Source organism: Streptomyces xingningensis (genome assembly GCF_054957865.1).
Genome location: NZ_JBDJPF010000031.1, coordinates 1 through 12,810, shown reverse-complemented (window position 1 = coordinate 12,810; position 12,810 = coordinate 1). Strand labels below are relative to the sequence as shown.

Sequence of the window (12,810 nt, the reverse complement as noted above, 5' to 3'; positions counted from 1 at the left end):
CACCCATGCGCGCCGTACGGATCGACCGCCACGGCGGTACCGACGTCCTGGCCGTCCGCGAGCTCCCCGAGCCCGTCCCCGGCCCCGGCGAGGTGCTGATCCGGGCCGTGGCCAGCAGCCTGAACCCCGTGGACTGGAAGACCCGCACCTGGGACGTGGGTCCGGAACTCCCGGCCACCCTGGGCTGGGACCTCGCCGGAGTCGTCGTCGCCGGGGAAAACTCCGGATTCCGCCCCGGGGACCGGGTGGTCGCGATGTCCGCCCAGATCGCCACCGGGCGCGGCACCTGGTCCGAGCAGGTCGTCCTGCCCGCCGGCCTGGTGACCACGGCGCCCTCCGCGCTGCCCCTGGAGGAGGCCGCGGCCCTGCCGCTGGCCGGGACGACCGCCCTCCAGGCGCTGGAGCAGGCCCGGCTCTCCGCCGGGCAGCGCATCCTTGTGGTCGGTGCCGCCGGGGCCGTGGGCGGCCTGGCCGTCCAGCTCGCCCGGCGCGCCGGAGCGGCCGTCGACGGGCTGGTCTCGCGCCCCGAACACATCGACGAGGCCCGTGCGTTGGGCGCCGAGCAGGTGTGGAGCGACCCGGCCGGCCTGCCGTCCGGCGGCCACCAGGTGGTCCTCGACACCGCGGGCACCGACGCGAGCCGGGCGCTCGCGCCGGGCGGCCGGTACGTCTCCATCGCCGACCACCCGCTGCCCGACGTGCCCGGTGCGGCCAAGAGCTATGTCCAGGAGAACCGGGACCAATTGGCCCGCCTCGTCGCCCTGGTGGATGCCGGGGAACTCAGGCTGCGCATCGGGGCGCGCTACCCGCTGGACGAGGTGCGGGCCGCCCATGAGTACTTCGAGGCCGGCGGCCGGCTCGGCAAGGTCCTGCTCACCTTCTGAGCCACGGATGCGGGGGAGCCGTCGGCCCCACGGGGCCCTTGATGGACAGCGGACAGCGGACAGCGGTTCAGGCGAGGGCCGGAAGCCCGAACCGCACATCCGTCAGCCGCTCCGACAGCTCCCACAGCCGGCGGCCGGTCTCGGGGTCGGCCGCCGCTGCGGACAGCCGGACCCGGGTCGGTCCGCCGCGCAGCTCGGCCGGGCCGTCGGGCCCGATGAACTGCCCACCCTGCACGTCCGGTTCGGTCGCGGCGTACAGCTGCGGCAGTGCGCCCCGGTCCGGGGTCTGGGCGAGCAGCGGGTTGCCGATGCGGCCGAACACCACCCGCCACAGACCGACCGGCGCACTCGTCTGCAGGTTGGTGGCGGTGTAGCCGGGGTGGGCGAGCACGCTGCGCACCGGGCTGCCGGTCCCGGTCAGCCGCCGGTGGAGTTCCCAGCCGAAAACGGCATTGGCGAACTTGGACTGGTTGTAGAAACCCATGGGCGAATAGCCGCGCTCACCGGCAGTGTCATCGAAGTAATCGAAGTACATGCGCCCCTTCCGGTGGTTGACCGAACTCACCGTGACCACGCGGGGGTTGTGTCCGGCGGCCAGCAGGTCGAGCAGTAGTCCGGTGAGGGCGAAATGACCGAGATGGTTGCAGGCGAACTGCAATTCATGGCCCTGGGTGCTCAGTGATCGGGGTGGAGCCATCACCCCGGCGTTGTTGACGAGTACATCCAGCCGCGCATGGTCGGTGTGCAGTTTGTCGGCGAAGGCCCGGACCGAGTCGAGATCGGCCAGGTCGAGGTGGCGTACCTCGAGGCTGGCGCCCGGCTGCCCGGCGGTGATTTCCGCGACCGCCCGATGCCCTTTGCCCTCGTCGCGGACCGCGAGGATCACATGCCCGCCCCGGTGGGCGAGCGCTCGGGTGGTCGCCAGGCCGAGGCCGCTGTTCGCCCCGGTGACGACGAACACCCGCTTGGTCTGGTCCGGGATCTGCTCGGCGGTCCAACGCTGAAGCTGTGTCATGAGGCACACACTGTCGTTGATGGCACTTAGTGTCAAGTGTGCGACTGTGTGCCATGCGTGGCATGGCGCTACGATTGCCCGGTGACTTCCCGCCCCGAAAGCAGCCTGGCCCAGCGCAAACGTCAGCTCGTCTCGAACGAGCTGGCCGAAGCGGCACTACAGCTGCTGGCGTTGAAGGGATTCGACGCGGTCACCATCGACGAGATCGCGGCCGCCGCCGGAGTGTCCAAGCGGACGTTCTTCCGGTACTTCGCGTCCAAGGAGGACGTGGTCGTCCAATTCCTGGCCGACATGGGCACCGGCATTCGCGCGGAGCTGGCGGCCCGCCCCGCCGGGGAGCGGCCCTCCCTGGCACTGCGGCACGCCGTCTGGGTCGCCATGGCGGCCTGTGCCGACCACACCGACATCGACCGGACCCTGCGCGTGGTGCGGCTGATCCTGCGAACTCCCGCCCTGCGCGCGCGCTTTCTGGAGCGCCAGGCGCAGTGGCGCGATGAACTGGCGGCGGAGTTGGCGTCCCGCCAGGAGCTCGACCCCACGACCGAGCTGTACCCGCAGCTGGCCGCCGGGATGGCGCTCACCGCCTTCGACGCCGTACTGCAACGGTGGAGCGGCAGCGACGGCGCCGAGGACCCCGCCGAACTGATCGACCGGGCCTTCGCCGTCATCGCCCAGGCGCTGGACGCCGTCCAGGCCCGGACCTGAGGGCTACTCGGCAGGCAGGGCCTCCCGCATCGCCTTGGCGGTGGTGGTCGGGTCGTAGCTCTCGGAGACGCCTTCGACCAGAATGATGTCGCCCTCGATATGCCGCGAGCGCAGTGGTGCGATCTCCTGGTACGCGGGTGAGTCCCACCAGGCCCGTGCCTCGGCAATTCCCGGGAAGCCGATCACCACGACATTCCCGGGCCAACTGCCCTCCTTTACCTCGTGCTGCGTGGCGTGCACGAGGAATCGGCCGCCGTATGGCTCGAAGGTGCCGGTGATGCGCTCGATGTATTCAGCGATCTCCGGGACCGGGGCGGCCTCCTGCAGGTTCGCTATGGCATAGGCGGGCATGTGGCGTCCTTACAACTGGTCGGGACAACTGGTCGGGCTCCATACGCCGTTGACCATGACATGCGGAGCCACCCGGGGCGATGACCTGCCAGGTAAGGTTCCTGCCTTGGTGACGGCCCCCGGCTCCGAGCAACCCGGGCTCGAGCCTGGTGTGTTCACCGTCACCCGGCATGTCCTGCCGCCGCCAGACGGCGGAGCCGGTCCGCCTCGTCGTCCAGTTGCGTCCGTACTCGCGCGAGCGCAGCGCCATGTTCGCGGATGGCGGCGTTCTGGTAGCCGGACTCCACCGCGAACCACACGCCCACCAGGTTGGTTCGCGCCTTGCAGGTCACGTCGGCCGTCGCCTGGGCGATCTCCGTACGACCGGGGCGGCCGTCGGCCGGCTTGGGCAGCCGGTCGGAGGCGTGCATCGGGTCGGACAGCCGGTAGCCCTGCGACTTCATGCACGCGGACCAGGCGGCGAAGACCGCGGACACCCGGGGATCGGTGCGGGATGCCTCGAAGCTGTCGTGCTTGATGGCGGCGACCAGCTCTCCGGGGCCGGTCTGCGGGCCCTGTGGGCTGGTGGCCTCGTCGCCGAGTTCGTGGTTGGCCGCACCCACGCAGCCGCCGGCCGGCACGGTTCGTCCGTCCTGTGAGCGGACGGGCTTCCCGGTCTCCGGGTCGCGGCCCAGCAGCACCCGCCGGGCGGCGGGCGTGAAGTCGGAGAGCCGTACGCCCGTCGCGGCGGCCGGTGGTGCACCGGCGGCAGGCCTTGGCCGGCGGTAGCCCCAGGTCCGTACCGCGGCCGGATCGGTCACCCCGTAGCGCCGGTACATCACCGTGTAAGCGTCGACGGCCCTCTGATCCGAGTGATCCGAACCGGAGCGCGGCGGTGCCGGGTAGGGGTGGCCGTGGTCGCGCATGCAGTCGTGGATCAGGGTGCCGCGGATCCGGTCGTAGGTCACCGACAGCCGGGGCGGGAGCAGATACGCCTCGATGGGCAGGTGCAGCGCGGAGGCCGGAGTGCCCGCCGAGGGGGTCGGTGCGGGTGTGCCGGCAGACCGCGGTGGCGAGTCGGCCTGTGCCGCGCAGGCGCCGAGGACGATGGTCAGTGCCGCTGCCGAGCCAACCGCCCGCAGGGCGCGGCCCGTTGTGCCGGAGTTCCGCATCGCGCGTTCCTCTCACTCGGTCGGTTGGCCGGCCGGGCCGGGGTTGCGCAGGCGGCGGCCGCCGCCCGCGCGGTTGGCGGGCCGGTCAGCCCATCCCGGTGCCGGGGCAGTGGGTGTCGTCGTCGACCGAGATGGACGCCTCGTTGTTGCGCAGGAAGGTGAGGTTGCCGCCCATCCAGGGGTTCAACCACTCCGAGTCGCCCTGGAAGTCGGGGGAGTACCAGATGCCGACGTTGCAGTCGGAGACGTCCTCCACCGAGGCCGCGTTGTTGCGGACGACCTGGCCGTGCCCGGCCCCGTCGTTGGCGTACCGATAGTTGCCGAGGTTGTGGATGTCGGCGTCGGCGTGCTGGTAGCCGAGCGAGGCACCCTTGGCATTGGGCGAGTAATACAGGCAGAACCAGTTGACGCTGTTGCAGCGGTGGCTGCTCCAGGTGGAGATGTTGTCGCTTGCCTGGGCCGTGCCGCCCAGGACGCCTACGGCCAGACCGAGGGCGGCGGCGACCACTCCGGCTCTGCTCGCGAGCTTCTTGCCGACCATTGCGTTTCCTTCCGCCAGAAACCAGTGGGGCGTTGTCGACCGAGATCCTGCGCCGTGCCGGGCCACCGGTCTTGTAGGAATGCGCCATGGGATGTGGAAGGGCGAGCTCCGTCGGTATCGGCCGCGATCACCGCAGGGCGGGCCGGAGAAATGAGGCGATGGAGTTGGCGGCGATCGTTCTGGTACCCGGGTCCCGGACGGGCGCGTGGGCGTGGGAGGACGTGCCCCGGGAACTGCGGGCGGCCGGGCACGAGGTGTATCCGGTCGCGCTGAGCGGGCTGGCGGACCGGGTCGCCGAGGCCGCGCCGGAGCCGTTCGGTGCCGCCGTCCGGCCACTGGACCGTCCGGCCGCGCTGCCGGACATTCCCTGTTCGCCTACACGTTCAGGCCCGACCAGGTGCGGCTCTGGGTCGACCGCGGCAACCCGGTCTTTGGGCTGATGGCGGGGATGGACATGCGCCACCTGCCTACCGGGCACTGGCCGATGTTCTCGCGGCCGCGGGAACTGGCGGTCCTGCTGGGTGAGATCGCCGGGTAGCGCATGGTGCCCACGAGGCGAGGTGCCGCCGCCCCCCGAGGCGTACGGTCCCTCGCCCGGTCGTCCGGGGTCGGCTAGACCACACCCGCACCGGTTTGGATGGCGCTCACCAGAGTGGCGAAGAGGATGTCGGTGGCGCCGTTGCCGCCGCCGCAGCCACAGTGGTCATCGCGGTCGCCGGGGGCGGCGGTGACTGTGGTGGCGCTGGGCTGTGCCTGGGAGGGGGCGGCCAGCGCGACGCCTCCCAGGGCGAGCAGGGTACTTGCCGCGGCGACGGTGGCGATACGACGGAAGCTGTTCAACGCAGGGCTCCTGGAGGGGTGTTGGGGGTACCTCTGATCGGCAGTGAGGCTTCCCGGCTCCATCGGCCGATGCACGCCGCACCCCGTACGGGCAGGGGCGCGTGGGAGCCCGGCAGGGGCGTGCCCGGAATGCGGGATCAGCCCGTCCCTGTCGCGGCCGGTGATGAATACGCGCATGGGCGGCACCCCTCAGATTGTTGCAGGCGCGGACTATCCTTCTTGAATTTAGTAGGCGTGTGCAATGAGTTTGGGTGAAGGTCGAGTCGGAGCCCGTGTCGGCGGAGGCTTGGATATGTACTCTGTTGATGCCGGTTATGTTGCTTCAACAAGGGTGGTGGCGATGAGTCTGACCACGATCGATCTCGATGACGAGGCGCTGGCCGAAGCGATGCGGGTGTCTGGGATAAGGACCAAGAAGGAGGCGGTGAACACCGCTCTCAGGGAGTTCACCGAGCGGCACCGGCGCATCGCCGCTCTGGAGCGGTACGCGGGACTCGCGGAGACCTGGGACTACGAGTCCTGGGAGCGGCGTCATACGGCAGAGAAGCGCGGCGGCGGGCGGTGATCGTCCGGTATGTCATTGATTCGTCCGCGCTCTGGCGCATTCAGCGCGACAAGCAACTGCGTGCGGCCTGGACCGAAGTGATCGGCAACGGGGCGGTGGGCTCCTGCCAGCCGCAGCGTGCCGAGTTCAAGAGCTCGGCACGTGATCGTGGCGAGTACGACGCGATGACCGAGATGTTTGCCGACCTCTACCCGGATGTGTCCATACCCAAGAACGCCTGGCAGTGGGTCGAGGCCGCCCAGTACCGGCTCACCCAACAGGGAGAGCACCGCGGCCTGTCGGTTGTCGACTTACTGGTTGCGGCTGTTGCGGCGCATCACGGTCTGACGGTGCTGCACGATGACAACGACTTCGCGACGATGGCCCGATGCGCGCAGGACCTGCGTGAGCGGAGTGTCCACAACGTTCCCGGTTGACCGGGGGTGAGTGGGGAGATACCGCGTCGCCGGCGGCGTACCCTGCCGCCGGTCACTCGGCGACGGGCCTGTCTGCCGCCCCGGCGGACGGCTTATCCTGATGGCCCGTGCGGGGGGACGGTCCTGCCCGCGTAACCGGGAACAACGGGGAGGCGGGCGCCGTGGAGTGGTGGTGGATCTTCATCGCCATCGGCCCTGTCGGGGCTGTCGCACACGCATTCCGCGATACCGCCCGCGAGGCGCTGCGCACCCGCCACAAGCGCAAGCTGCAGCTGATGGAGGCCAAGCACAAGGAGCGCACGGAACTGGAGGCGGCGGAGAAGCCCCCGGCACCGGTGTGCGGTTGTGGGCACCACCTTGCCAAGCATGACAAGCAGGGCAAGTGCCATGAGACGGTCGAGGTGGCCATCGCCTGGGACGCGGAGAAGAAGCCGGTCCGCTATGAGCCGGGCCGGTGCAACTGCCAGCAGTACGTGGGCCCGCAGCCGCTGACGACGTTCTATGCGGAAGAGCTCACGGATCTGGGGTGAGGTCGGGTCAGGGGAGCAAGGGCGAGGTGTCGAGGGGAGGATAGGGGGCCGGGAGCGGGAGCTTCTGACCGAGCTCGACTTCCGTCTTGGTGATGTAGTGCGCTTCGGCCAGGTCTGCTGCTCGATCGGGCTCGGAGAAGACGTATGCCTTGCCGTCCTTGCGGTGGATGAGCACATAGACGGGGACTCCGGCGGCGGCGTAGCCGCGGTATTTGGGCCCGGTATCCGTCTCGTGGCTGCTGGAGGCGATCTCGCCTACGAGGGCGAGGAGCTCCATGGAGTACCAACCCTTGTGAATCCTGCAATATGCCTCGTCCAACTCGGTGGGCCTGCGTCGCAGGATGTGGAAGTCGGGGATGGCCAGAGCACTGGTCTCGTCGCCCTTTTCGTTCTTCGCTCCGGTACGGAATCCCATGCCGATGCCAGTGAGCCGGACTCCTGACGAGCGCAGCTGGTGGGACAGCTCCATGGCGCCATCGTTGTGGTGGAAATCCGGCTGCGGTGGCACGACCGCCATCCCCTCGAAGTACTCGGGTCGAATCGGCACATCCGCTGCCTCTTCAAACGCAATCAGCAGATCGATGGGGTCCTGCGGCTTGTGCACCGGCTCGGTGATGGGATCGGCGGTCATCGCTGTCCTCCCTTGTCGCTCATGCCAGGCCACGCCCGCGCAGGCTGCCCCAGCAGCATCGTCGGCGCACCCGCCACCCGGGTAAGGACGATCACACAGGAGTTCATCCCTTTGAGTCTGAGCCTCTTGCGCAGCTCCTCCGGCTCGATCGCCGAGCCCCGCTTCTTGATGACGGCGACGCCGATCTCGCGTTCGCGGACAAGGGCCTTGAGTCTCTTGAGGTTGAAGGGGAGCACATCCGTGATCTCGTATGCCGACGCATGGGGCGTCGGGTGGGGTTCGTCGCCGGTCACATAGGCGATCGTCGGGTCGATCAGGCCGCCGCCCAGCTCGTCCGCGACCTCCGCGACCAGGTGTGCGCGGATCACCGCGCCGTCCGGCTCGTAGAGGTAGCGGCCCACCGGGCGGACGGGCGGGTCGGGCAGGCCGCGGGCGGTCAGGGTGGCGCCGCCGGGCAGCAGGGTGGCCCGGCGGGTGCCCGGCTCGGTGCCGAACCAGAGGACGGCCTCCTTGACGTCACCGCCGTCCGAGATCCACTCCGCTTCCGCGTCGTCGGGGATCGCCTCGTGCGGCACACCGGGGGCGATCTTGAGGGCGGCGTGCGGGGCCTTGCGGGCCGCCTCGATCGCCCAGGAGAGCGGGGGCGAGTACGCCTCGGGGTCGAAGATCCGGCCACCGGTCTTCGATGCGCCGCGCCGCGCCGGGTCGACGAAGACCGCGTCATGGGGCGCGGTGTCGATCTCGGTCACATCGGCGCAGCGCACCTCGATCAGGTCGGCCAGGCCCAGTGCGGCCGCGTTGGCCCGGACCACCTCGCAGGTCAGCGGATCGCGGTCGACGGCGAGGACGGAGACCCCCGCCCGGGCGAGGGCGATCGCGTCGCCGCCGATGCCACAGCACAGGTCGGCGAGGCGCCGCACGCCCAGCGCGGCGAAGCGCCGGGCGCGGTGGGCGGCGACGGAGGCGCGGGTCGCCTGCTCGACGCCGTTGGGGGTGAAGAACATCCGGCACGCGTCGTCCGCGCCGAACTTCACGGCGGCGCGCTGCCGCAGCCGCGCCTGCCCGAGCGCGGCGGACACCAGCTCGGCGGGGTGCTCGCGGCGCAGCCGGGTCGCGGTGGCGAGCTCCCGGGCGGGGTCGTAGGCGCGCAGCTCGTCGAGGAGCCGGCGGCCCTCCTCGGTGCGGAGGGCGGCGAAGGCGGCGGTCGGGGAGTTCGGTGCGGACACGGGGCTCATTGTCGCCGAGCGCCATTACCTCGGTGGTAATCGACGGCCGGGGCGGTGCCGGGACAGCATCGGGCACTCACCGACTCGAGGAGATCGCCATGACCACCGAGGCCACCCGTGCGACCGTCCAGGACTTCCTGGCCCTCCTCGGCGAGGGGGACCCGGAGCGGATCGGGGCCGCGTTCGCCGAGCAGGTCGACTGGGTGATCGCGGAGAACCCGGCCGCCCCGTGGATCAAGCCCCGCTCGACGCGCGCGGATGCCGTCGCCCACTTCCGGGAGCTGGCCGAGGGCGTGGCTCCGGACCCCGCCCGGACCGGGATCCACACGGTCGTGGTGGACGGTACCGAGGCCGTGCTGCTGGGCTTCCTCGCCGGGCAGGTACGGGCCACGGGCAAGCCGTATGAGGGGCCGTTCGCCATGCGGCTCACCGTGCAGGACGGGCTGATCACCCGCTACCACCTCTGCGAGAACAGCCTTTCGGTCGCCGAGGCGTGCACCCCCTGAGGTGTCGGCGCAGCCGGGAACCGGGGGCGGCCGCGGACAGCGCCCCGGGGCCGCCAAGTGGCCGCTTCCGGTTTGGGGCACCGAGCCCGCCTGGCACCAGTTCTCTGTGCGGCGGTCACGGATCTGGCGGCGGGGTGCGGGTGGTTCGGGGGGCGCCCGCCCGGCTTCGAACGCATGCACAAGAATCGGTCGGGTGACCTTGTTGACCACGCTGCCCTCGCTGCCCTCGCTGGTCTCGCTGCCCTCGCCTCGTATTGCCAGGGCCGTACCCGCCGGTGCCGCGGCCCTGCTCCTGGCCGGCCTGCTCTCCGGGTGTTCCGGCTCCTCGTCCGGCCCCGGCAAGGCGGAGCGGAGCGCGGCCCCGGCCGCGACCGGCGGCACCACCGCCGGTGCCCCGCCCGCCGCCGACGCCTACCGCCGCTGGGGCCTGGACAAGTCGCTCGCCGCGCCCCCCGAGCCGCCCGCGACCCGGCTGACGCAGCACGCCAAGGGGGGCGCCCCGCAGATCGTGCGGCGGGTGCCGACCAAGGACAAGGTCGTCTTTGTGACCTTCGACGACGGGGCGGAGAAGGATCCCGAGTTCGTGAAGATGGCCAGGGACCTCAAGCTGCCCTTCACGATGTTCCTGACGGACAACATCGCCCGCGCCGGACGCGGCTATGGCTACTTCGGCCAGTTGCGCGCCCTGGGCAACGGCGTCCAGAACCACACCCTCACCCATCCCAATCTGCGCACCCTGTCCGCCGGGGCGCAGAAGCACGAGATCTGCGGGCAGCAGGAACAGCTGGCGAAGCGGTTCGGCAAGCCGCCGGAGCTGTTCCGTCCGCCGTATGGCAACTACAACGAGCAGACCCTGGCCGTGGCGGGCGGCTGCGGGGTGAAGGCGGTCGTGCTGTGGGAAGCCACCATGCAGATCAACGACATGCGCTACGCGGAGGCGGGCGGGCTGCGTCCCGGGGACATTGTGCTGGCGCATTTCCGGGGGCCGCAGGAGCTGAAGGGCACCTCGATGACCAAGATGGTGACCAACATGCTGCGCAGCATCCAGCGGCAGGGTTTCACGGTGGCGCGACTGGAGGACTATGTCTGAGCGGGGCCGGCCGGGTGCGGTCCGCGGCGGCGCGAATTGGCACTCCGCTTGACCGAGTGCTAAGCGCGTCATAGTCTCGGCTTCGTTGGCACTCTCCACCGGTGAGTGCCAAACACAGCGACGGGCAGGTCCGGCACCCGCGACGACGGATCCACCTGGTCGCCACCCTCAGACAGTTAACCCCGTGAGATCTCCGAAGGGGGAGGTCGGATCGTGACGACCGCCAGCTCCAAGGTTGCCATCAAGCCGCTCGAGGACCGCATTGTGGTCCAGCCGCTGGACGCCGAACAGACCACGGCCTCTGGCCTGGTCATCCCGGACACCGCGAAGGAGAAGCCCCAGGAGGGCGCCGTCCTCGCCGTGGGCCCGGGCCGCTTCGAGAACGGCGAGCGCCTGCCGCTCGACGTCAAGGTCGGCGACGTCGTGCTCTACAGCAAGTACGGCGGCACCGAGGTGAAGTACAACGGTGACGAGTTCCTCGTCCTCTCGGCTCGCGACGTCCTCGCGATCATCGAGAAGTAATTCACCCAAGGCTTCCGAGACTTCGAAGCTTTTGTGCAGCTGCGCCCCTGGTTCCCGCGTTCAACGACCGGGCGCCCGGGGCGCAGCTCGTTTGTAGATACGGCGAAGGACACATAACCCATGGCCAAGACCCTGAAGTTCGATGAGGACGCTCGTCGCGCCCTTGAGCGCGGCGTCAACAAGCTTGCCGACACCGTGAAGGTGACGATCGGCCCCAAGGGCCGCAATGTCGTCATCGACAAAAAGTTCGGCGCCCCCACCATCACCAACGACGGCGTCACCATCGCCCGCGAGGTCGAGCTCGAGGACGCGTACGAGAACCTGGGCGCCCAGCTCGTCAAGGAGGTGGCGACCAAGACCAACGACATCGCGGGTGACGGCACCACCACCGCCACCGTGCTGGCCCAGGCGCTGGTCCGCGAGGGTCTGCGCAATGTCGCCGCGGGTGCCTCCCCGGCCGCGCTCAAGAAGGGCATCGACGCCGCGGTCAAGGCCGTCTCCGACGAGCTGCTCGCGACCTCCCGCCCGATCAACGACAAGGCGGACATCGCCGCCGTGGCCGCGCTGTCCGCCCAGGACAAGCAGGTCGGCGAGCTGATCGCCGAGGCGATGGACAAGGTCGGCAAGGACGGCGTCATCACCGTCGAGGAGTCCAACACCTTCGGCCTGGAGCTCGACTTCACCGAGGGCATGGCCTTCGACAAGGGCTACCTCTCGCCGTACATGGTCTCCGACCAGGAGCGTATGGAGGCCGTTCTCGACGACCCGTACATCCTGATCCACCAGGGCAAGATCTCCGCCATCCAGGACCTGCTGCCGCTGCTGGAGAAGATCATCCAGGCGGGCGCCTCCAAGCCGCTGCTGATCATCGCCGAGGACGTCGAGGGCGAGGCGCTCTCCACCCTCGTCGTCAACAAGATCCGTGGCACCTTCAACGCCGTGGCCGTCAAGGCCCCCGGCTTCGGTGACCGCCGCAAGGCGATGCTCGGCGACATGGCCACCCTCACCGGTGCCACCGTCATCGCCGAGGAGGTCGGCCTCAAGCTCGACCAGGTCGGCCTGGATGTGCTGGGCACCGCCCGCCGCGTGACGATCACCAAGGACGACACCACCATCGTCGACGGCGGCGGCAACTCCGCCGACGTCCAGGGCCGCATCGCCCAGATCAAGGCGGAGATCGAGTCCACCGACTCCGACTGGGACCGCGAGAAGCTCCAGGAGCGCCTCGCCAAGCTGGCCGGCGGCGTGTGCGTCATCCGCGTGGGCGCGGCCACCGAGGTCGAGCTCAAGGAGAAGAAGCACCGCCTGGAGGACGCCATCTCCGCGACCCGCGCCGCGGTCGAGGAGGGCATCGTCTCCGGCGGTGGCTCCGCCCTCGTCCACGCCGTCAAGGTGCTGGACGGCGGCCTGGGCAAGGAGGGCGACGAGGCCACCGGTGTCGCCGTGGTCCGCCGCGCCGCCGTCGAGCCGCTGCGCTGGATCGCCGAGAACGCCGGCCTGGAGGGCTATGTCATCACCTCCAAGGTGGCCGAGCTCGACCAGGGCCAGGGCTTCAACGCCGCCACCGGTGAGTACGGCGACCTGGTGAAGGCCGGCGTCATCGACCCGGTCAAGGTCACCCGCTCCGCCCTGGAGAACGCCGCCTCCATCGCCTCCCTGCTGCTCACGACCGAGACCCTGGTCGTCGAGAAGAAGGAGGAGGAGCCCGCCGAGGCCGGTCACGGCCACGGTCACTCCCACTGAACGAACCGATGAACGAACCGAGGCCCGGCACCCCGAAGGGGACCCTGTTGGTTAATCCGGGCCTTGCTGTTTCGCCCCGTCGATCTTCTGGTCG

The 12,810-nt window shown here is 70.0% G+C and carries 17 protein-coding genes; 10 read left to right on the top strand and 7 right to left on the bottom strand.

Going from position 1 to position 12,810, the window contains the following annotated elements; genetic code table 11:
* The first annotated feature begins 5 nt into the window (after window positions 1-5).
* Window positions 6-884, top strand: coding sequence for an NADP-dependent oxidoreductase (locus ABCR83_RS17745; RefSeq protein ID WP_462696006.1), 879 nt, complete (start codon window positions 6-8; stop codon window positions 882-884).
* 67 nt (window positions 885-951) lie between these two features.
* Here the strand turns inward: ABCR83_RS17745 and ABCR83_RS17740 are convergent, their stop codons facing one another.
* Window positions 952-1,899 carry an oxidoreductase gene (locus ABCR83_RS17740; RefSeq protein ID WP_462696005.1) on the bottom strand — a complete coding sequence of 316 codons (948 nt, stop codon included), beginning with the start codon at window positions 1,897-1,899 and terminating at the stop codon, window positions 952-954.
* Between the two features lie 81 nt (window positions 1,900-1,980).
* On the opposite strand from ABCR83_RS17740, the gene ABCR83_RS17735 reads away from it, so the two are divergent.
* Window positions 1,981-2,604, top strand: coding sequence for a TetR family transcriptional regulator (locus tag ABCR83_RS17735; RefSeq protein WP_462696004.1), 624 nt, complete (start codon window positions 1,981-1,983; stop codon window positions 2,602-2,604).
* A gap of 3 nt (window positions 2,605-2,607) precedes the next feature.
* Here the strand turns inward: ABCR83_RS17735 and ABCR83_RS17730 are convergent, their stop codons facing one another.
* From ABCR83_RS17730 to ABCR83_RS17720, 3 genes are all read right to left on the bottom strand, one after another.
* A complete protein-coding gene (locus ABCR83_RS17730; protein WP_462696003.1) occupies window positions 2,608-2,955 on the bottom strand; it encodes a DUF1330 domain-containing protein in 348 nt (115 codons plus the stop codon).
* Window positions 2,956-3,116: 161 nt separating this feature from the next.
* Window positions 3,117-4,106, bottom strand: coding sequence for a hypothetical protein (locus tag ABCR83_RS17725; protein WP_462696002.1), 990 nt, complete (start codon window positions 4,104-4,106; stop codon window positions 3,117-3,119).
* 85 nt (window positions 4,107-4,191) lie between these two features.
* A complete protein-coding gene (locus tag ABCR83_RS17720; protein WP_462696001.1) occupies window positions 4,192-4,647 on the bottom strand; it encodes a hypothetical protein in 456 nt (151 codons plus the stop codon).
* Window positions 4,648-5,044: 397 nt separating this feature from the next.
* Between ABCR83_RS17720 and ABCR83_RS17715 the strand changes: the two genes are divergently transcribed.
* The gene (locus ABCR83_RS17715; protein ID WP_462696000.1) at window positions 5,045-5,185 is read left to right on the top strand and encodes a hypothetical protein; all 141 of its coding nucleotides are present in this window, start codon (window positions 5,045-5,047) and stop codon (window positions 5,183-5,185) included.
* 74 nt (window positions 5,186-5,259) lie between these two features.
* Here ABCR83_RS17715 and ABCR83_RS17710 read toward each other — a convergent pair whose 3' ends face one another.
* Window positions 5,260-5,487 carry a hypothetical protein gene (locus tag ABCR83_RS17710; RefSeq protein WP_462695999.1) on the bottom strand — a complete coding sequence of 76 codons (228 nt, stop codon included), beginning with the start codon at window positions 5,485-5,487 and terminating at the stop codon, window positions 5,260-5,262.
* A 340-nt stretch (window positions 5,488-5,827) separates the two neighbouring features.
* Here ABCR83_RS17710 and ABCR83_RS17705 point away from each other — a divergent pair, with 340 nt between their 5' ends.
* The 3 genes from ABCR83_RS17705 to ABCR83_RS17695 all read left to right on the top strand — a co-directional run bounded on the left by ABCR83_RS17705 (window position 5,828) and on the right by ABCR83_RS17695 (window position 6,998).
* The gene (locus ABCR83_RS17705; RefSeq protein WP_462695998.1) at window positions 5,828-6,052 is read left to right on the top strand and encodes a type II toxin-antitoxin system VapB family antitoxin; all 225 of its coding nucleotides are present in this window, start codon (window positions 5,828-5,830) and stop codon (window positions 6,050-6,052) included.
* Window positions 6,052-6,468: a PIN domain-containing protein gene (locus ABCR83_RS17700; RefSeq protein WP_462696060.1), complete on the top strand. Its 417-nt coding sequence runs from the start codon at window positions 6,052-6,054 to the stop codon at window positions 6,466-6,468. The genes ABCR83_RS17705 and ABCR83_RS17700 overlap by 1 nt, the downstream gene beginning before the upstream one ends.
* A gap of 161 nt (window positions 6,469-6,629) precedes the next feature.
* Window positions 6,630-6,998, top strand: coding sequence for a hypothetical protein (locus tag ABCR83_RS17695; protein ID WP_462695997.1), 369 nt, complete (start codon window positions 6,630-6,632; stop codon window positions 6,996-6,998).
* Window positions 6,999-7,005: 7 nt separating this feature from the next.
* On the opposite strand, the gene ABCR83_RS17690 is transcribed toward ABCR83_RS17695, so the two are convergent.
* The gene (locus tag ABCR83_RS17690; RefSeq protein WP_462695996.1) at window positions 7,006-7,629 is read right to left on the bottom strand and encodes a Uma2 family endonuclease; all 624 of its coding nucleotides are present in this window, start codon (window positions 7,627-7,629) and stop codon (window positions 7,006-7,008) included.
* A complete protein-coding gene (locus tag ABCR83_RS17685; protein WP_462695995.1) occupies window positions 7,626-8,855 on the bottom strand; it encodes a THUMP-like domain-containing protein in 1,230 nt (409 codons plus the stop codon). Before ABCR83_RS17685 ends, ABCR83_RS17690 begins: the two co-directional genes overlap by 4 nt.
* 98 nt (window positions 8,856-8,953) lie before the next feature.
* On the opposite strand from ABCR83_RS17685, the gene ABCR83_RS17680 reads away from it, so the two are divergent.
* The 4 genes from ABCR83_RS17680 (at window position 8,954) to groL (ending at window position 12,716) form a co-directional block, all read left to right on the top strand.
* A complete protein-coding gene (locus ABCR83_RS17680; protein ID WP_462695994.1) occupies window positions 8,954-9,361 on the top strand; it encodes a nuclear transport factor 2 family protein in 408 nt (135 codons plus the stop codon).
* 199 nt (window positions 9,362-9,560) lie between these two features.
* A complete protein-coding gene (locus tag ABCR83_RS17675) occupies window positions 9,561-10,451 on the top strand; it encodes a polysaccharide deacetylase family protein (protein ID WP_462696059.1) in 891 nt (296 codons plus the stop codon).
* A gap of 213 nt (window positions 10,452-10,664) precedes the next feature.
* On the top strand, window positions 10,665-10,973 hold the full coding sequence (groES, locus tag ABCR83_RS17670) for a co-chaperone GroES (protein ID WP_462695993.1): 309 nt from the start codon (window positions 10,665-10,667) through the stop codon (window positions 10,971-10,973).
* Between the two features lie 120 nt (window positions 10,974-11,093).
* A complete protein-coding gene (groL, locus tag ABCR83_RS17665; RefSeq protein ID WP_462695992.1) occupies window positions 11,094-12,716 on the top strand; it encodes a chaperonin GroEL in 1,623 nt (540 codons plus the stop codon).
* Window positions 12,717-12,810: the final 94 nt, after the last annotated feature.

Excerpts from the sequence above, each read along its gene's own strand:
- ABCR83_RS17745 (WP_462696006.1), top strand. The coding sequence starts at position 6 with ATGCGCGCCGTACGGATCGACCGCCACGGCGGTACCGACGTCCTGGCC.
- ABCR83_RS17740 (WP_462696005.1), bottom strand. The coding sequence starts at position 1,899 with ATGACACAGCTTCAGCGTTGGACCGCCGAGCAGATCCCGGACCAGACC.
- ABCR83_RS17680 (WP_462695994.1), top strand. The coding sequence starts at position 8,954 with ATGACCACCGAGGCCACCCGTGCGACCGTCCAGGACTTCCTGGCCCTC.
- ABCR83_RS17705 (WP_462695998.1), top strand. The coding sequence starts at position 5,828 with ATGAGTCTGACCACGATCGATCTCGATGACGAGGCGCTGGCCGAAGCG.
- ABCR83_RS17690 (WP_462695996.1), bottom strand. The coding sequence starts at position 7,629 with ATGACCGCCGATCCCATCACCGAGCCGGTGCACAAGCCGCAGGACCCC.
- groL (WP_462695992.1), top strand. The coding sequence starts at position 11,094 with ATGGCCAAGACCCTGAAGTTCGATGAGGACGCTCGTCGCGCCCTTGAG.
- ABCR83_RS17725 (WP_462696002.1), bottom strand. The coding sequence starts at position 4,106 with ATGCGGAACTCCGGCACAACGGGCCGCGCCCTGCGGGCGGTTGGCTCG.
- ABCR83_RS17730 (WP_462696003.1), bottom strand. The coding sequence starts at position 2,955 with ATGCCCGCCTATGCCATAGCGAACCTGCAGGAGGCCGCCCCGGTCCCG.
- ABCR83_RS17720 (WP_462696001.1), bottom strand. The coding sequence starts at position 4,647 with ATGGTCGGCAAGAAGCTCGCGAGCAGAGCCGGAGTGGTCGCCGCCGCC.